We start from the raw sequence: 18,484 nt of genomic DNA, 5'->3' as shown, positions 1-18,484 counted from the left end.
ACTAGGACAAATTTCAACTGCAATCGTACGCAGTTCGCAACAAAAGATGAATCCAGGTCAGTCAGTTTTCATAACAATGTTCCATAGGCTCACTCTTGTTTGTGCATACAAAGTAAAATTTGCTTATCTACTAATCAGTATCTTGATGAAGACACGAGGTATCGCCTTTGTCAGCTCTTTATTCGCATTAGCTGCCTTAACAACCCAGCCAGTCTCAGCAGAGACCTCCATGGAGTCGGTTGTACGCAGTGGCAAGCTGAACGCGGTTGTTATCGGTGACGAGCTGCCATTTGCTACCAAGAGCGACGCCGGCTTCAAAGGCCTAGCAATAGATGTTGTTGCAGCTATCAAGAATGAACTTCAGGCATTTGCCGGCAAGCCGATCAGGCTTAATGCCTTACAGGTGAACTCAGTACAAGAGGCAAAAGATGCCCTGCTGAGCGGCAAAGCAGACATCGCCTGTGGTGTTGCCTACTCATGGGAAAGGGCAATGCTTGTGGACTACACCATCCCGTTTGCCGTGGGCGGGGTGAGGGTACTAGCCCCTGTCGGCAATGATGGCACTCCCGCATCTCTTGCTGGCAACACTGTTGGGGTGATTAAAGACACCGTTGCTGCACAAACTCTCGGAACAGCAGCACCACAAGCGAAGTACGTCTCCTACGACTCTCCAGCAGCAGCTCTTGCCGCCATGCGCTCTGGATCTGTTGACATGCTCGGTGGAGACAGTCTCTGGCTCAAGGCCAATAAAGCTAGTGTGGCGCCAAACGCCGATATCGTGCCAATCGTTCCTTACGGCCGCTCAGGTATCGCCTGCATCATTCCAGAAAACAACTCCACAATGCTGAATTACAGCAACATCGCCATCGGCAAGATCCTGCAAGGCTATGTCAATGATGTTGCCCCTGTTCAAACAATGATCAATCGCTGGATTGGTCCAGGAAGTGCAGTGAATCTCAAGCAAGAATTGATCAAGGCCTACTACGCCACAGTCTTATCTACCGCTGCTCAATTATCTTTGCGTTGATTGCTTGAAAATTCTAATTCCAATCCTTCACATCCTCTTTTCTACAAACTCATGACACCTCGCTCACTACTCGGCATATATGTACTTCTGGCTTCATCAGCTGTTGTCGTGCAGTCTGCTGAAGCTGCCGTTTACAATAAACCTAACCTTTCGAATCCCATCGAAGCGAAAATTCAAACTGTTCGAACTGGCAGCTGGGAAGCATTACTTAAAGAGGATCAATCAAACTCTAATGAAAGGAATGTTGCTCGAGCATGGGGCAACGGTGGTGGCCGCGCATGGGGGAATGGTGGTGGTGGGGTTATTCGCCGAAGTTGGGGCAATGGCGGAGGATGGGGCAATGGCGGAGGCGGCTGGATGAATGGCGGCTACGGGGGCCGTGGCTTTGCTAATTGGTAACGATTAATCAGCCCACCTAAGCGACATCATCGATCAAAGCAATGACACTCATCAATGCTTTGATCGATGCATTTATCACCAATAGTGCTGACTTAAACTGCTCGAATACTGTATTAATTACACCATGGCAACTCGCTCTCTAATCAGTCTATATGCATTACTAGCAACTTCTGCTGTAATCACGCAATCTGCAGAGGCTACGGTTTACAGCCAACCAAATACTTCTAACCCCATTGAAGCGAGCATCAAAGACATCCGCAACAGTAGTTGGAGCTTATTTCTCGGGCCTAATAATGCAATATCTGGCGAAACTGATCAGGCACGCTCATGGAAAAATGGTAGTGGAAATTCATGGAAGAATGGTAGTAGTAGTGGCAAATGGAAAAATGGAAGCGGAAAAAGTTGGAAGAACAGTAGTGGATGGAGAAATGGTGGTTGGAGGAATGGAAGCAGTGGCAAGTGGAAAAATGGTAGTGGGGGTTTCTTGAACTGGTAAGCAGACAACATTGATCTCAATGACAACAGCAAGTCCCAACATCAGTCGCTTCGGCCCAATCGGCCTGGTGGTTATTCAGTCCACCTCTCTATGCAATCTGGACTGCTCATACTGCTATCTACCAGATCGTAAAAGCCGCAAGATCTTTGATCTTGAGCTTTTGCCTTTACTGATGCAACGCATCTTTGAAAGCCCCTTCTTTGGTGAAGAGCTAAGCCTGGTGTGGCATGCAGGGGAGCCACTCACTTTACCCTGCAGCTACTACGACAAAGCCACACAATTAATCAACGAAGCTGTTGAAAAATGGACTAATGGAACAGTGCATGTTGAACAACATGTACAAACCAATGCCACACTGATTAACGATGCTTGGTGTGAATGCTTTCGCAGGAATCAGATCAATGTTGGCATCAGTGTGGATGGCCCCAAGGACATACACGATGCCAATCGTTGCTTCCGTAATGGGGAAGGCTCTCATGTCCACTCAATGCGAGGCATCGAAGCACTCAAGCGAAACAAAATCCCATTTCATGCGATTGCCGTTGTAACCGCAACAGCAATGGATGATCCAAATGGGATGTATCAATTCTTCCGTGACAATGAAATTCGTTCTGTTGGCTTCAATGTTGAAGAACAAGAAGGCGAACATACAAGTTCATCCATGCAGGGCTACGAGCGTGAGGAACAGTATCGTCAGTTCCTCCAAACCTTCTGGCAGTTAAGTGAGCAGGATGGTTTCCCAATTGTACTGAGGGAGTTTGATCAGGTGATCAGTCTGATTCGCGAAGATCGGCGGCTCAATCAAAATGAACTCAATCGACCTTACTCAATTCTGAGTGTGGATTGGCAGGGTAATTTCTCAACCTTTGACCCTGAACTTCTTTCAGTATCATCAAAGCTCTATGGCACATTTGATCTTGGTAGCATCCGTACGATTTCGCTGATGGAAGCAGCTAAGACCGAGCGATTCAAGACATTATGGAGCGATATGCTATCTGGCGTGAAACGCTGCGAGAAAGAATGTAACTACTTCGGCTTCTGCGGAGGTGGCATGGGAAGCAATAAGTTCTGGGAGCACGGAAGCCTGAACAGTAGTGAAACAAATGCTTGTCGCTTTAACAGTAAGATACCTGTAGATGTTCTATTAGATCGCTTCAAATCTGGCCCTCCAATAGACAACTAAACTCGTTTTTAACTCAAGTAATATTCGAGCAGCAAGAGTTGAAGTTTGTGCTGCTTAAAGCAACGTACAAGCCATCCTCAAAGATTTATCAGTATAATAAAAAGACATGAACAGCGATGTAATCATGATCAGTCCATTCACTCGGTCTATCCGTAATCGCAGAGTTTCTTCGGCGATAGCGGGGATACTAATAAGCACATTGGCGAATGGATTGTCAAGCCCAATGGGATTTGCAGAGACAACGGCATCAAAAAAAGTATCCCAGAATTTCACTACTCCAATACCCTCAGGCATCCTCACTCCAGATACAGTTAAAACAAGCATAGGTACATTTAATTTCTTCGATGGACTGCCTGACAAGGCAAGTGCAAAACTTGCCTATGAAAATCTAGATTTCATCCATGCGTACGAAACATTCTTGTCATTAATGCCTGCTGCGAGCATAGAAATGCTGAGGCAAGGACATACAAAGATGGGGGTAGATGACTACAATGAAGTCATGTTAATGTCGCCTTTAGAATCCAACCCTATATTTCTCACAGGCAATACAGACACTGTTTACGGTTCCGTTTTCTTCGACCTAAGTAAAACCGGACCGCTTGTAATCAATATCCCTGCGGGCCTTGGCCCAGGCACGATCAATGATGCATTTTTCCGCTTTGTCGCTGACACTGGCGCCCCCGGTCCTGACAGAGGCAAGGGAGGGAAATACTTAATCCTTGGTCCCAGTGATCAGGAGCCATCGGACAGCAAAGACTACTTTGTGTTCCGTTCTCCCACATACTCAAACTGGCTAATAATGAGGGCATTCTTGGATAAAAATGGCAGTCCTGATAAAGCAGTTCAGAGTTACAAATCAGATCTCCATATTTATCCTTATCGCCTCAAAGATTCTCAACCTAAAATGAAATTCATTGAAGCAGGAGATCTTGTGTTTAACACTGTTCATGCCAACAATTTTCAATTTTTTGTCGAGCTGAATGAAGTTATTCAGAGGGAACCCATCAACTTCCTAGATCCAGAGATTCGGGGACTCGCCTCCTCCATTGGGATGGAAAAAGGAGTGCCTTTTAATCCTCCGCCTGCGTTACGAAGCACGATGGAGGAAGCGGTCCAAGTTGGCGTTGCTTATGCAAGGTCAGAGATGACAAGACCCAGGGATCGATCGGCATACCTCTACGACGGCAAACAATGGACTACTCCTTTTGTTGGTGGTAGTCATGAATGGCTTCGTGATGGAGGCAAAGGAGGGCGAAACTTAGACGCAAGGGCAATGTATTTCTGGCTTGCCACTGTCAATACTCCAGCCATGGTGCTTGAAATGCCAGGTGTGGGCTCCCAGTACGGCCTGATTGCTACCGATTCCCAAAAGAAATTTCTCAATGGTGGCAAAAACTACAGACTCAACCTGCCAGCCAATATTCCTGCAAAGGATTTCTGGTCTTTTGTGGTCTATGACCCACAAACTCGTTCGGAACTACAGACCACACAAGCTCTACCAAGCAAGAACAGCAAGCGAGACAAAGACATCCTGATCAATGATGACGGATCGGTTGATCTTTACTTTGGGCCCAAAGCTCCTAACGGGAAAGCTTCTAACTGGATTCAAACAATCCCTGAGAAAGGTTGGTTCGCTCTACTGCGTCTATATGGGCCACTTGAGTCTTGGTTTGACGAAAGTTGGCAGCCAAATGATATCCAAAGACTCGACTAATAACAGCAGTCATCACCTCATCAACAATGAATTTTACTCCAATGAAAACCTCACATGCTTTCCAAATTGCCGTTTCCGCACTTGCCCTTACATCATTATCCTGTGGCCTAGTTGCCAGAGCCAAAGATCAAATACCCAAGGGTTTCAATACTCCGATCCCTCAAGATATTCTAACGCCAGACAAAGTGAAAACCCGCATAGGGGATCTCAACTATTTTGATGGTCTACCTGATGATCAGACGATTGAACGCGCTCGTTATCAAGTTGACCTTGGCCGTGGAGTCAGAGCATTTCTAAACTTCATTCCTGCAGCTTCCATGGAAATGATGTATGTAGGTCATCGTGATGACTATGGCATCAAATCAAGTAACCAGGTAGGGCTTTTTGAAAATTTAATGAGCTCAGACTCGCTCTGGCTCACCGGAAATACTGACACGGTCTACGCTTCTACCTTCCTCGATCTAAACAATGGCCCGATCGTCATTGAAGTACCACCAGGGATGGGTCCTGGCACCGTCAACGATGCCTATTTCCGCTTTATTGTGGACATGGGTGGACCGGGTCCCGACAAAGGCAAAGGAGGCAAATATTTAATCGTCCCTGAGAGCTATTCAGGAGTCATCCCAGAGGGCTATTTTGTTGCCAAAACTCCCAGCAGAATTAACTGGCTGATCTTACGAGGATTCCTTGATCAGGAAGGAAAGACTGATACTGCTATCAACAACTTTCAGGAAGGCCTGAAAATTTATCCTCTTGCAGAAAAGAATGCTCCTCCTGCGATGGAATTCAAGAATTTCACAGGCAAAAATGTTAATACAATCCACGCCAACAACTACAGCTTCTACGATGAGCTCAATGATGTAATTCAGCGAGAGTCATCATCTGTTTTTTCTCCAGAGCTACTTGGAGTATTGGCAGCAATTGGGATCGAGAAGGGTAAAAGCTTCAATCCCGATGCGCGTATGAAAGATATTCTTATCGAAGCAGTAGCTATTGGTAACGCTACTGCTCGCGCAATCACATTTTTGCCACGTGATCCCAACACTTTCATCTATGAAGATCAGACGGGTGGCTGGAAAACAGGTTTCCTTGGTGGAAGCTATGAGTGGCTTAAAGACAAGGGGCAAGGCGGACGCTTTATCGATGCCCGCAGCCTTTACTTTTATCTCGCAACAGTCAATACACCGGCCATGCAGCTTGAGATTCCAGGCTTAGGTTCGCAATACGCCTACACCGCAAGTGATGCGGATGGCAATTACCTCGATGGCAGTTCCACATACAAACTCACGATTCCAGCCAAAGCGCCTGCAAAGGATTTCTGGTCGTTTGTGGTTTACGACCCCCAGACCCGCTCCATGCTGCAGAGCAAAGAACAGCCCTATCCAAGTAAAAACAGCAAACGCAACCAAGACATGCTGGTGAATAATGATGGTTCCGTGGATCTTTACTTCGGCCCCAAGGCACCAGAAGGGAAAAAAGCAAATTGGATCAAAACCATCCCCAGTAAAGGTTGGTTTGGGATTCTGCGGCTCTATGGGCCACTTGATCCCTGGTTCAATCAAACCTGGAGGCTCGGAGCCATCAAAAAGATGAACTGATTACCAAGACGTTGATCGTTCAGACAACCGAGGTTGATTTGGATAAAGCTTGGTGCTGGTTATCATTATTAGCAAGTCACTGATTAACCGAACTAAGCGTTGGCCCCAACGTCTTCATGCACCGTGAGCAAACCTCCTGAGATCGCATCAGAAAGGCCACTGGTGACAATCAATCGGAGGGAGCTCACGCAGCGGCTTAACAATCACCAGCTATCAAAACAGTTTAGGCACTGATGTATACGCTAAGTATTGCAAGCAAACTGATGGACTTGACTGAAGAACGCATTTACTCAAATCATTAGCCAATTGCAGCAAACCCTAGTCTTCACAGATACCTGCGGGTCTTTACCTGCGTGATAAGGGCTAACTAGAATTACAATTGCACTGCAAAACTCCAATCCCGCCATCATTATGGATGTGAATATTCCTTTCCTATGAATCAATCACGCTTTGTGGCCGTTGGCCTGGTGATGGCCTCACTGCTTACCCCTCAGGCAACCATGGCCAATTGTGAATTCCTAATGCCTATTGGCGGTGATGGCAACAAGATCATCAAAAAGAGAGTAGAGCGTCCAAAGGGGTTGATGGGAAGTGCCTTTGGCCGCACAAACTGGAATACAGACTTTGCTGTTAATCAGCCCTATCGCAATTACAAACTATTCTTCACTGCAGATTCAACCGATTCCGCCAGCTACCCAATTCAGGCCTTCCTCAAGTTCAGCGATGGCAGCAACCTACAAGTCGTCAACGAATCCATGCGGCCACCAATGGGTACCGGCAAGATGTTTGGTCCTATCCAAGCAATTCCCGGGAAAGCGGTAAGCCAAGTGAATTTCAAGATAGGAACAGCAAAGGATCCAGGAGCAACAGGATTCAGTTACAGAATTTCTGTTCAGGGCTGCCGGTAATCTATTCTAAATATTAGAAATTGACAAGAGAATCGGGGAGGGTCAACTTGCACCTTCACCCGATTCTTCATTGATTCCTATCAGAGGATTCATCATTTGTGGTATTTGATTGGAGCCTGAATGAATCAAAGTGCGGGTGGGGAATGGCATGCCTGCACCATGCTCTTCAACCACATCACCAATCTTGAGAAGCAGCCTCTGCTGCAAGGCCCAGGCATCGCTTAGGTTTCCACTAGAGGAATAACAAACCAAGCGTAGATTCAGACTAGAATCGCCATAACCGGTAAAATTCACGGCCATTTTCTTGCTCTGATCTATATCTGGATGATTAACTAAAACCTGCTGAAGATCACTCACAATCGACTCAATCCTTCTACGATCACCATAATTAACACCAAATTCAATCCAAATCCTACGGTTATCTATATCAGCAATATTAACAACCGGCTTACTTGTAAAGATGTTGTTCGGTATGTACACTGGTTGGCGATCAGAGGAACGCAACTTGGTATAAAACCAACCGATATGTTCTACATTTCCAGAAAGATTTTCGGAAGGAATATCGATGTAGTCACTTACCACAAACGGACGATTAACGTAAAGACTTAGGCCGCTTAGGGAATTCGAAACAATCCCCTTGGCCCCGAAACCCAATGCAACGGCACCAACCCCACCGGCGGTAACCAGTACGGCCGGTGAAATACCCATCAGATGCATCACCTCCAGCCACAAAATGACCATCGCTGCAATACCGATGGTCTTCTGAACAACATCGAACAGGAACCGCCTGTCTTTTTCCCCAAAGCCCCGCAACATCTGAGTGGCATACCTCTCTTGGTTTTGCTTGAGCTCCTTCTTCCAAGACAGCAGCGTCCAGGAAAGACCTATGACCACAAGAATTCCAAACGCCTTAACGCCATCACGCGGGAATTGAATCAATGACGGATCCAACAAGTCCAACAGCCAACAAATCACTCCTACAAGTGCGCAACTCAGGGAAATGCTTTGCCTGCTACTGAGCAGCAATCCACGCCTCAACGAACCTGAGCGGAACCGCCTGCCAAGAGTGTCTAGCAACAACCAACTGACAATGGCTAAAACAAGGCCGACAATCGGCACCTGAAGATTGAAGGGAAGGGGTGTAATCAGAGGCATAAGCAAAATGCATCCGCACAGATTTGAATTGTCTACGAAGCGTCAGTTCGGCGCAGCCAATCACTGCTAAACGGCCGGGCGGCGCTAACTAGCGAATCCTCCAGCTGCTCGATGGCTTGATCGCCTCCTCGCCATTAGTTGAACACAGCATGAAGTGGCCATCACCTAGATTGTCTTGATGCCTGGCGGGTACCTCCTTCGGGAGGCAGGTCACTTCTGAAGCCGGTCGGGCCAGAAGTCCAACCTTTCCCCTGCTTTTGCCTCATCCTCTGCTCCCGGACCTGGAAACCCTCGCCTCGGCGACGGCTACTGGAAGGGGCTACAAACTTTGCTGTGTACAGGTATTCACCCATCTGATTCCTATGACCATCCAGGTGCAGATCCGTCGCAAGGATGGCAGTGATGTCTCCCTCGACGACTGTGCTCATTTCAGCGCATCTATGGCTGAAGCCCTCGAGGCTTCCCAACTTTTTACTGAAGCGTATGTTCTGGAAATCAGCAGTCCAGGGATCGGTGATCAGCTCCACAGTGATCAGGACTTCCTGACTTTCCGAGGCTTCCCTGTGGAGATCAGCTTCCGTGACGACGATTCAGACCTTCATCAAGCCGGTCTATTGCACAAACGATCCGACGAACATGTGCACATCAACATCATGGGACGCATTCAACGCATACCACGTAAGGCTGTGACCTGCGTTCGCCTTACCAACCCCACGGGCTAAATCACCGTAACGATCAGCTCAGCTTCAGCACCTTTCCACTCTTTCCATCGTCGATGGCTCTCGTTCTACTCCCCGGCCTCAACAACCTGATCGAAGACATCAGCGAGGAGAAGAAACTCCCTGCCCAAGTGGTGGAAGCAGCCCTGCGTGAAGCCCTCCTCAAAGGATATGAACGCTACCGACGCACTCTTTATCTAGGTATCAGTGAGGACCCTTTCGAAGAAGAGTATTTCAGTAACTTCGATGTTGGACTAGAGCTGGACGATGAAGGTTATCGGGTCCTAGCCAGCAAAATCATCGTTGAAGAGGTGGAAAGCGAAGACCACCAGATTGCTCTTCAAGAAGTGATGCAAGTCGCTGAAGACGCCCAGATCGGTGACACCGTGGTGCTCGATGTCACCCCCGAGAAGGAAGACTTCGGCCGGATGGCTGCCGCCACAACCAAACAGGTACTGGCGCAAAAGCTACGCGACCAGCAGCGCCGCATGATTCAGGAGGAATTTGCCGATCTAGAAGATCCCGTGCTCACAGCTCGTGTGATCCGTTTTGAACGTCATTCGGTGATCATGGCCGTGAGTTCTGGTCTTGGGCGCCCTGAAGTGGAGGCCGAGCTCCCACGCCGCGACCAGCTCCCCAACGACAATTATCGCGCCAACGCCACCTTTAAAGTCTTTCTGAAGGAAGTCAGCGAAGTGCCCCGACGAGGGCCTCAGTTGTTCGTTAGCCGCTCCAACGCCGGACTAGTGGTTTACCTGTTTGAGAACGAGGTGCCCGAAATCCAAGAAGGCTCAGTGCGCATTGTGGCCGTAGCCCGTGAAGCCAATCCTCCGTCTCGTTCCGTGGGCCCACGCACCAAGGTGGCAGTTGACAGCATTGAACGTGAAGTGGACCCTGTCGGCGCCTGCATCGGTGCCCGCGGCTCACGCATTCAGCAAGTGGTCAATGAACTACGCGGCGAAAAAATCGATGTGATCCGCTGGTCACCTGACCCGGGTCAATACATTGCCAATTCCCTTAGCCCTGCTCGCGTTGAGATGGTGCGACTGGTGGATCCAGAAGGGCAGCATGCCCACGTCCTAGTCCCCCCAGATCAACTAAGCCTGGCCATCGGACGAGAAGGACAAAATGTACGCCTAGCAGCTCGTCTAACCGGATGGAAAATCGACATCAAAAACTCCCAGGAATATGACCAGGCCAGTGAGGACACCACCGTCGCCGAGCTGATTTCTCAGAGAGAGGAAGAAGAGGCTCTCCAACGCGATGCCGAAACCCGTTTGGCTGCTGAACAAGCCACCCGAGCAGAAGAGGATGCACGCCTAAGAGAGCTTTACCCCCTACCGGAAGATGAAGAAGATTACGACCAAGAAGAACCTGCTAAGACGATGGCTGAAGACGAAAATGCATCCGACGGCCAACCTGACGACTTAAGCAGCAAACCTGACGAATCAAGCGAAGAACTCTCAAATGAAGAATCAGTATCAGTAGAGGAAGAGGACAGAGCCCGGTGAACCAACGCCCCGTCCTGCGTCGCTGCGTGACCTGTCGTCAACTGCTGGATCGCCAGCAGCTTTGGCGGGTGATACGCGACCATCAGGAGGGTGTAGTCCTCGATGAAGGGATGGGTCGATCGGCCTATCTCTGTCCAAACGAGGCCTGCCTAGAGGAGGCACTCCGCCGCAAACGTCTACAGAAAACCCTGCGTTGCCAGGTGCCTAAAAGCGTTGTGGAGGTGCTGCAAAAGCGGCTCAATCACTCCTTTGATTCCGCCGCTGAGGCAAAATAAACAATGGCCCCGACTTGCTTGGAGCCCCGAGGCACTTCGTGCCCGGACCGACAGGAGCTTTTAATGACCAGCAGCGGCAAAATCAGAATTTATGAGCTGTCCAAGGACCTAGGCCTTGAGAACAAGGACGTGCTCCATGCCGCTGAGAAACTCTCAATTGCGGCCAAGAGCCATAGCAGTTCCATCAGTGACGATGAAGCAAAGCGCATCCGTGGCCTGTTGCGCCAAGGCTCCGCTGCTAATTCATCTCCACCAAGCAAGTCAGAGCCTGGGAAGACAATTCTGTCTTTGAAAAAAGCAGCGCCCACTGCCATTAAGGACGTTGCGCCACCAATGCGAAAAGCTACAAGCAGCTCAGAGATCAGCCACGTCAAGCCATCCGCCCCTACAAACCCCACTCCCACAGGCCCTGAGCGACCCTCAACGGAATCAGTCGCTCATCCTGCTCCACCGACTCGCCCAGCAAACCCCACTCCCACCGCGGCAAGCTCGCCCCCTAAAACAGCAGCTCGACCGGTCAACACTCCTATAAGTCGTCCAGCAACCCCCAGCCGACCTACCGCTCCTGCACCAAGATCAGCAAACAAACCCTCCTCACCCGTGCCTCCAAGCACGGGGGGCAAAGACCCACGCGTAGGTCAGACGTCTAATTCGAGTAAAGCAACCACCGTTAGTGGAGAAGGCCCTCGTCCCAAAATCGTCTCTAGGCCACAATCGCCAGCAGCGCCAGGACGCAGCGCACCACCGGCCAAGCCATCAATCCCATCTGATCGCAAAGCTCCAAAGCCAGAACTGGTGGGACGCCCTAAACCAAAGCGTCCTGTCGTAGCCCCTCCGAGCCGACCAGAGCCAGAGGGACAACGCCCTGACAAAAAACGACCCGGAATTAGTCCACGACCGATCGGCGGACCAAATCAGCGCGCTAACACGCCCCAGCGACCAGGCGCCCCCATACGGCAAGGCAAAACCAGACCAGGACAGCCTCGTTCTGCCGGCAACACCCTCGAATTAGTGGGCAAGCCCATTCGGCGTGATCGATCCGACGCTGGCTCCGCAGCACGGGATAACAACAACCGCCCAGGAGCCCCCACCCGCCCAGGGATGCCTGCAGGCATGCGCAAACCGGTGGCTCCTGGAGAGCTGATGCAGCTTCAAAAGCCCACCGGTCGACCTGGCACACCACCGCCACGACGGCCGGACGGAACCAGCGTTGGAACCCGCGGAGGATCCGAGGGAGCAACTCCACCAGTGGAACGCACTGCCACAGCACCCACAGCACCCAAAAGACCTGGTCACCGCCCTGCTCAAGCCCCTGCTGCCGGAGCCCCAAGGAGGCCCGGTAGACCGGAGTGGGACGACAGCGCCAAGCTGGAAGCCCTACGCAACAAGTCTCCCCAGAAGCAGCGCCAGAAGGTGCACATCATTGGGGAAAATGATGATGCCCTCACCGCAGAAACCAGCGGCTACGCAGGAGAACAACAGGCCGTCGTACTAACGGCCAGCCTGGCCCGGCCCGCTAAACCAAAAGCGCAGAAAAAGCCCGCCTCCAAACCTGTGGCGGCATTACGCAAGCGCAAAAAAGAAACCACCCGACAAAGGCAACGCCGACGGGCAATGGAGCTGCGTGCAGCCCGCGAAGCGAAGCAGGTAAGGCCAGAAATGCTGATTGTCCCGGAGGCCAACCTCACAGTGCAGGAGCTGGCAGACATGCTCAGCATAGAAAGCTCCGAAATCATCAAATCCCTTTTCTTCAAAGGGATTACCGCCACAGTCACCCAGTCACTAGATCTTCCCACCATCGAAGCAGTGGCCGAGGAGTTCGGGGTGCCTGTCCTTCAGGACGACATCGAGGAGGCAGCCAAAAAGACAACGGAGATGATTGAGGAGACTGATCTAGCCCACCTGATCCGCCGTCCACCTGTGGTGACCGTGATGGGTCATGTCGATCACGGCAAAACCAGCCTGCTGGATGCAATCCGCAAAGCCAGGGTTGCCGCGGTTGAAGCCGGAGGCATCACCCAGCACATCGGCGCATATCAGGTAGAGATCGATCATGGCGGTCAGCCCCGCCAGATCACATTCCTTGACACACCAGGCCACCAGGCTTTCACTGCCATGCGCGCCCGCGGCACCAAAGTCACGGACATAGCAGTACTCGTGGTTGCTGCTGACGATGGTGTACGCCCTCAGACCCTGGAGGCCATCAGCCACGCACGCGCTGCCAAGGTTCCGATCATTGTGGCGATCAACAAAACGGACAAGGAGGGAGCCTCTCCAGAACGGGTCAAGCAGGAACTTTCTGATCAGAACCTGCTCTCCGAAGAGTGGGGTGGTGATGTGGTGATGGTTCCCGTAAGTGCCATCAAGGGCGAGAACATCGACAAACTTCTCGAGATGATTCTGCTGGTCACCGAAGTTGAAGATTTGCAGGCCAACCCTGACCGTCTGGCCAAAGGCACCGTTATCGAGGCTCACCTCGACAAGGCCAAAGGGCCTGTTGCCACATTGCTAATCCAGAACGGCACCCTCAAAACCGGAGATGTGCTCGCCGCCGGCCCAGTGCTTGGCAAGGTGCGAGCCATGGTCGACGACAACGGCGCCCGACTCAAACAAGCTGGTCCGTCTGGTGCCGTAGAGGCCCTCGGCTTCAGCGAAGTGCCAACAGCCGGAGATGAATTTGAGGTCTACCCAGATGAGAAGTCAGCAAGAGCCGTTGTGGGAGAACGCGCCTCCGATGCCCGTGCCACCAGGCTGGCCCAACAGATGGCCTCAAGGAGGGTGTCCCTTGCAGCCATGTCTGGCCAAGCAAGCGATGGCGAACTCAAGGAACTCAACCTGATTCTCAAAGCCGACGTTCAAGGCAGTGTGGAAGCCATCCTGGGATCCTTGGAACAATTGCCGAAGGATGAAGTACAGGTCCGCGTGCTGCTCTCCGCGCCGGGTGAAATCACCGAAACTGATGTGGATCTTGCGGCTGCATCCGGGGCTGTGATTGTGGGCTTTAACACATCCATGGCCTCTGGAGCCAAGCGGGCCGCGGATGCCACGGGTGTAGACGTTCGTGATTACGACGTGATCTACAAGCTTTTGGAAGACATCCAGATGGCTATGGAAGGTCTACTAGAGCCAGAGCTGGTGGAAGAATCGCTTGGAGAAGCAGAAGTGCGTGCCGTATTTACCATCGGCAAGAGCGCTGTGGCGGGCTGTTACATCACCACAGGCAAGCTGCAGCGCAACTGCAGAGTGCGCGTGCGGCGTGCCAAACAGGTGGTATTTGAAGGCGATCTCAACTCCCTACGCCGCAATAAAGACGACGTCAAGGAGGTGGCCACAGGCTTCGAGTGCGGCATCGGCTGCGATCGCTTTGCTAACTGGGAAGAACGCGACATCATTGAAGCTCACAAGCTGGTGACCAAGCGACGCACGCTGAGTAGCTCATGAGGTTTCGCCCCGCCTACAACTTGTTGTGATTGCCCAACGCGAACCACTGCTCTGGCTTCAGCTCATCGCTATTGGGGCTATCCCGATAGAATTGCTTTTACTGAGACTGGTTTTAGCCGGGGCAGACCTGGGGCCTGTTCCAGTCTTAGAGCGTCTACTCACCTGGGCTGTAGCGGTGTTAACGCCAACCCTCGTCCTCTGGCAACGCCCTGCCGACTGGGGATCACTACTGCTGCTGCGGCGCCCAGTGAGTCAACGCTCAGAGGTCCAGCGTCAGCTCAGTGGTCTTCAGCAGGGCTTGATCCCTCGGTTGAGCCTCTTGGTCGGATCAACAGCCCTACTAGCGATGTTCTGGTGGATCGATCAATCTTCCATTTTGGTGATGGACCTCTCGCCATTACAAGGCAGCTCTCGACTGGTCACACTGCTTACGGCAGTCCCCCTACTTGCTCTCGTTCTTTGGCAGTGGCAACAGCTCACCCAGAGCCTCTGGCTTCTGACCCGCTCCGACCAGGAACTTGCCCAGGCCCCCTGTCTAAGCGAAGACCAACTTCAGAATGAACGACTTTGCCTGGGGTTGAGTCTGCTCACCATGCCGGAACTCCTAACAACATCTTCAAGTCCCGCGACGGCGGTCAATCCAAAGCAACCCACCAGTAAGGAGAAGAGCTCCGATCTGAATGAAGAGGTCGGAGAGGGGAACAATGCTCCCGGAGGAGGCACGCAAGCCCATCGTCAACAGACCGATACAGGCGGAAGCGAAGAAAGCGAACCAAAACACCCGCCGGAAACCCCGCCAAGGGCTGAGTGACTCTTGGATCAGTCGTTCTCTTAGCTCAGGATCCAACTTTGAGCCAGGACCGGAAGAATCGCCCAACAGTTCAAAAGCACAATGCTTGAATGTTAAGTTCCGCTCAGTGCCGGTGTAGCTCAGGGGTAGAGCAACTGATTCGTAATCAGTAGGTCGCAGGTTCAATTCCCGTCACCGGCATCACTCTTTGCAATCTTTCTCAGAGAACTGGGAGCAACACGCCTTTTAAAACCCAAAAGCATATCCAATACCTATAGCCAAAAGCCAACCATGAGCAAAATACTAAAAAAGGCTTACTTAGGCCTGATTGCTCCTCAATCAGCAGCCATCTTTTAGCGTATCTGACCCACAACTAGCCAAATCATCGCTGATCTACCAGACAGAATACCTTCAAACCCTTCATCTAGCTTAGAAAGCTTTAAACAAGTATGGCACTATTCCTAAAGAATAATCCAAGGTTTGTATCGCCTAAGCCTTAGCAATCTGATCACTAAAGAAGAGCGCAAAAGAGCACGTCACATATGTTTGGCGCACTTGACAACGACCTCAAAAGGTTAAATACGAGAAGAAATCTAGAATCATGCAAAGAGCTTCAGCAAAGACTTATCTAAAATAAACCAAAAACAGCCCATACTACTTCTGCTCGGCCCAGGCCATCGATCTAGAATGCACCATAAATCAAAGCAGATCAACAAAGGTCCCTATGAAGATTCAACAGATCTTCCAAAAGATCATTGCTGATCAAAGAAAGGGAATTAAATTAAAAAAACAGATTTCTGAACTGATTAACAGAGCTATTGGGCCTAGATATCGAGCAAAACTTTGCTGACATGATCCTGTCTCAAAACCATTAAGGCAGTTCCAGTCTGTGTAATCACTGAATCCAACAAGATCGCTGTTGAAGCACCAATAATTGTCGCTAAAACAACGGCAATCATTCCTTTGCCAAGCTCAGTAGATTGCTTCATCTTTTGCATGGTGTGACTCTAATCGCTGTAAACAATCTCTTCCATATCTGCCAACTAAGCATTGTTCTGAGTCAACAGCGATTGTGAGATTGATCACATATCAGGAGATAAGCCCTGCCGGCAAAAGCAGGCATTGGCCTCACAATCATCTGGAAATGCATTGGTTTTGCTGCTCATTCAGCAGCGCTGCCCTCCAGCAGGCGCCTTTGCGTACCTAAACAAGCCAAGCGTGCAGCAGCAGCAAAGAGAATTCAACTGCCCCAATAGAAATCTGTGGCACTCAATCGTACAAGGTCCGAGATTAGTCGGACAAGGCTAACTGCCCATAAGCATCATTAATGCTATTAGCAAGTCGTCATTGACATCATCGTATTCTCGTGAACCTAGGCCTACTATAGGCGCAATAGATTCCTAAGCATCACTCGAAGACAACCCATTCTTATCGAACGCCATACAGCGCAATAATCTCTGCAGAATTAACATTCTAAAAGGCAAGTGCTGAGCAAGCTTTGGTTGAACTTAGCTTGCTATAGCTGTCAATTCAAAGACAATAATTAATCCTTGCCATAGAGCCTAATCCAATCCAGTGTTCTGCATAAGTATTACAAGATCTCCTCCAATTACAGCTCTAAACATCTGGGACAATAGTCCAACAAACTAGAAGTTCACCTAGGCGAGGTCATTAGAGGCATGGAATCCACTCGCCTGAAGCGAATGCACGACAGTTACAAAGCGGACGCCCAACTCGATGAAGTGTTTGTCGTCCTGACGATCGGCGCCAGCATGATTGCCACCCTGGGCCTGCAGGCCAACAATGCTGCGGTGGTGATTGGAGCGATGGTTGTCGCCCCATGGATCGAGCCCCTACGAGCAAGTGCCTTCGCCGTGTTAATTGGCGACATAAGACTGTTGATGGATGCCCTCCTAAGCCTCTTCGTAGGAGTGATGATTACGATCGTGCTCTCCGTCTTGCTGGGAGAAGTCGCGAACCTCCCCAAATTGGGTTCGGAAGTCATGGACCGCACGAGTCCAAACCTGCTCGATCTAGGCATCGCCTTAGTCGCAGGTGCAATGGCCATATACGCAAAGTTGCGCAGAGACGCCGTGAGTTCCCTCGCCGGCACAGCCATTGCCGTGGCTCTCGTTCCACCGGTCTGTGTGATGGGTCTATTAATTGCCCATCAAAACTGGGCCGATGCCTTCGGGGCCGGCTTGCTATTCGCTACCAACCTGCTCGGCATTCTTAGCGGTGGGCTTGTGATGATGGCCTGGAAAGAGCCCTCCTTTCTTCAGCGACTGCGAGAAAACAATCTCAGCGCGGCCAAATTTTTAGTGACGTTTGGCCTAACAGCACTACTGCTGATCCCCCTAACCACACAGTTTGTGAGCCTTGTTGGCGAAAAGGATAGGGAGGAGACGCGCGACGAGATTCAACGCACGATTAAGACCTTCCTGAAGCGAGAGACCCTGACCTTCGGTGGCAAGGAGGCGAAGGCAAAAGTGGCAAACCTTGAGATCGCCTGGGACAAGAACCCACCAGAGATTCGTCTTTTGGTACTGGTCACCAATCCTGCACAGCCCAGCCTCAAGCAGGTCTCAGCTGTACAGAAAGAAATCAACAAACGCCAAGAGCTGGATTACCAACTCATTGTTCAACGCGTTGTTGTTGTAGAAGGTCCTCCAGAGGAACCCAATCTGATCAAAGGGGGAGAAGGGAAACTGATCAAAGATCCCACTCCAGAAGTCACCACAAATACCATTAAAGACACAGAAGAACAGTTTCAAATTCAAGAACTAGGCATAGATCAAGAGAACAAAGATATGCAACAAAGAGCTCATGAGGCGACAACTCAACCAGCAGAGGCCAAGACTCCCTGAAGACCTAAGACTTTGACTTTGAAGCTGATGCGAACATTGTTGTTTTGATTATTTCAGCAGCTCCCTGAGTTAACTGATCTGAGCTGATACAACAGAACAATCATAAAAAAAAGCCCCCTCTAAGGAGGGGGCTTTCAGGTTCAGCTGCTGCCAAACCTTTTATTTAGCAGGATGATCAGCCAATCGCAGGAGCAATCAGAGCCACAGGTGTGGACTCAGCAGCTGCCAGGTCGAGAGGGAAGTTATGAGCATTACGCTCATGCATCACTTCCATACCGAGGTTGCTGCGGTTGAGCACATCAGCCCAGGTTGGTACAACTCTGCCTTGGGCATCGAGAACCGACTGGTTGAAGTTAAAGCCGTTCAAGTTGAAGGCCATCGTGCTCACACCCAGTGAGGTG

16 protein-coding genes, 1 tRNA gene and 2 pseudogenes are annotated in these 18,484 nt (G+C 50.5%); 14 read left to right on the top strand and 5 right to left on the bottom strand.

All coding sequences use genetic code 11. The features are described 5' to 3' along the window. Nucleotides 1-145 precede the first annotated feature (145 nt). The 4 genes from grrP to grrM all read left to right on the top strand — a co-directional run bounded on the left by grrP (nucleotide 146) and on the right by grrM (nucleotide 3,105). Complete coding sequence (grrP, locus tag EV12_RS02005; protein ID WP_036911431.1) at nucleotides 146-1,027, top strand: extracellular substrate binding-like orphan protein GrrP; 882 nt, start codon at nucleotides 146-148, stop codon at nucleotides 1,025-1,027. Nucleotides 1,028-1,078: 51 nt separating this feature from the next. Beyond that, a complete protein-coding gene (grrA, locus tag EV12_RS02000; protein ID WP_036911429.1) occupies nucleotides 1,079-1,426 on the top strand; it encodes a GrrA/OscA1 family cyclophane-containing rSAM-modified RiPP in 348 nt (115 codons plus the stop codon). Nucleotides 1,427-1,550: 124 nt separating this feature from the next. After that, entirely contained in the window at nucleotides 1,551-1,922 is a 372-nt protein-coding gene (gene grrA / locus EV12_RS13050) for a GrrA/OscA1 family cyclophane-containing rSAM-modified RiPP (protein WP_072014260.1), read from the top strand. 19 nt (nucleotides 1,923-1,941) lie between these two features. Then, entirely contained in the window at nucleotides 1,942-3,105 is a 1,164-nt protein-coding gene (gene grrM / locus EV12_RS01990) for a cyclophane-forming radical SAM/SPASM peptide maturase GrrM/OscB (protein ID WP_036911331.1), read from the top strand. A 54-nt stretch (nucleotides 3,106-3,159) separates the two neighbouring features. Here grrM and EV12_RS14515 read toward each other — a convergent pair whose 3' ends face one another. Continuing rightward, a complete protein-coding gene (locus tag EV12_RS14515; protein WP_241466490.1) occupies nucleotides 3,160-3,465 on the bottom strand; it encodes a hypothetical protein in 306 nt (101 codons plus the stop codon). Between EV12_RS14515 and EV12_RS01985 the strand changes: the two genes are divergently transcribed. From EV12_RS01985 to EV12_RS01975, 3 genes are all read left to right on the top strand, one after another. After that, on the top strand, nucleotides 3,386-4,819 hold the full coding sequence (locus EV12_RS01985) for a DUF1254 domain-containing protein (protein ID WP_241466489.1): 1,434 nt from the start codon (nucleotides 3,386-3,388) through the stop codon (nucleotides 4,817-4,819). The two genes, EV12_RS14515 and EV12_RS01985, sit on opposite strands and share 80 nt — an antisense overlap. 26 nt (nucleotides 4,820-4,845) lie before the next feature. Next, nucleotides 4,846-6,417, top strand: a complete 1,572-nt coding sequence (locus EV12_RS01980; protein WP_081939856.1) for a DUF1254 domain-containing protein — start codon at nucleotides 4,846-4,848, stop codon at nucleotides 6,415-6,417. A gap of 434 nt (nucleotides 6,418-6,851) precedes the next feature. Then, the gene (locus EV12_RS01975) at nucleotides 6,852-7,325 is read left to right on the top strand and encodes a hypothetical protein (protein WP_036911327.1); all 474 of its coding nucleotides are present in this window, start codon (nucleotides 6,852-6,854) and stop codon (nucleotides 7,323-7,325) included. Nucleotides 7,326-7,367: 42 nt separating this feature from the next. Here the strand turns inward: EV12_RS01975 and EV12_RS01970 are convergent, their stop codons facing one another. Then, nucleotides 7,368-8,480, bottom strand: coding sequence for a mechanosensitive ion channel family protein (locus EV12_RS01970; protein ID WP_036911326.1), 1,113 nt, complete (start codon nucleotides 8,478-8,480; stop codon nucleotides 7,368-7,370). Nucleotides 8,481-8,737: 257 nt separating this feature from the next. On the opposite strand from EV12_RS01970, the gene rimP reads away from it, so the two are divergent. The 5 genes and pseudogenes from rimP to EV12_RS13395 all read left to right on the top strand — a co-directional run. After that, nucleotides 8,738-9,202 (top strand): ribosome maturation factor RimP, encoded by a 465-nt coding sequence (gene rimP / locus EV12_RS01965; protein ID WP_036911324.1) that lies wholly within the window; start codon nucleotides 8,738-8,740, stop codon nucleotides 9,200-9,202. A 53-nt stretch (nucleotides 9,203-9,255) separates the two neighbouring features. Continuing rightward, a complete protein-coding gene (gene nusA / locus EV12_RS01960; RefSeq protein ID WP_036911322.1) occupies nucleotides 9,256-10,710 on the top strand; it encodes a transcription termination factor NusA in 1,455 nt (484 codons plus the stop codon). Then, nucleotides 10,707-10,985: a YlxR family protein gene (locus tag EV12_RS01955; protein ID WP_036911320.1), complete on the top strand. Its 279-nt coding sequence runs from the start codon at nucleotides 10,707-10,709 to the stop codon at nucleotides 10,983-10,985. The genes nusA and EV12_RS01955 overlap by 4 nt, the downstream gene beginning before the upstream one ends. 63 nt (nucleotides 10,986-11,048) lie before the next feature. Further along, nucleotides 11,049-14,426 carry a translation initiation factor IF-2 gene (infB, locus tag EV12_RS01950; RefSeq protein ID WP_036911318.1) on the top strand — a complete coding sequence of 1,126 codons (3,378 nt, stop codon included), beginning with the start codon at nucleotides 11,049-11,051 and terminating at the stop codon, nucleotides 14,424-14,426. 25 nt (nucleotides 14,427-14,451) lie between these two features. Then, nucleotides 14,452-15,009: pseudogene (locus tag EV12_RS13395) on the top strand (low-complexity tail membrane protein); the annotation flags it as partial. A 33-nt stretch (nucleotides 15,010-15,042) separates the two neighbouring features. On the opposite strand, the gene EV12_RS14925 reads toward EV12_RS13395, so the two are convergent. Further along, the gene (locus EV12_RS14925; protein ID WP_413314967.1) at nucleotides 15,043-15,207 is read right to left on the bottom strand and encodes a photosystem II assembly family protein; all 165 of its coding nucleotides are present in this window, start codon (nucleotides 15,205-15,207) and stop codon (nucleotides 15,043-15,045) included. A gap of 138 nt (nucleotides 15,208-15,345) precedes the next feature. On the opposite strand from EV12_RS14925, the gene EV12_RS01940 reads away from it, so the two are divergent. Continuing rightward, nucleotides 15,346-15,417: transfer RNA gene (locus EV12_RS01940), tRNA-Thr, on the top strand. Nucleotides 15,418-16,040: 623 nt separating this feature from the next. Here EV12_RS01940 and EV12_RS13915 read toward each other — a convergent pair. Next, on the bottom strand, nucleotides 16,041-16,205 hold the full coding sequence (locus EV12_RS13915; protein WP_193742114.1) for a hypothetical protein: 165 nt from the start codon (nucleotides 16,203-16,205) through the stop codon (nucleotides 16,041-16,043). Nucleotides 16,206-16,895: 690 nt separating this feature from the next. Here EV12_RS13915 and EV12_RS01935 point away from each other — a divergent pair. Beyond that, nucleotides 16,896-18,083 carry a TIGR00341 family protein gene (locus EV12_RS01935; protein ID WP_036911314.1) on the top strand — a complete coding sequence of 396 codons (1,188 nt, stop codon included), beginning with the start codon at nucleotides 16,896-16,898 and terminating at the stop codon, nucleotides 18,081-18,083. A 175-nt stretch (nucleotides 18,084-18,258) separates the two neighbouring features. Here EV12_RS01935 and EV12_RS01930 read toward each other — a convergent pair. After that, a pseudogene (locus EV12_RS01930) lies at nucleotides 18,259-18,484 on the bottom strand (photosystem II q(b) protein); the annotation flags it as partial.

The organism is Prochlorococcus sp. MIT 0701, from assembly GCF_000760295.1.
GTDB lineage: Bacteria > Cyanobacteriota > Cyanobacteriia > PCC-6307 > Cyanobiaceae > Prochlorococcus.
This window is presented reverse-complemented; position numbering and strand designations above follow the sequence as displayed.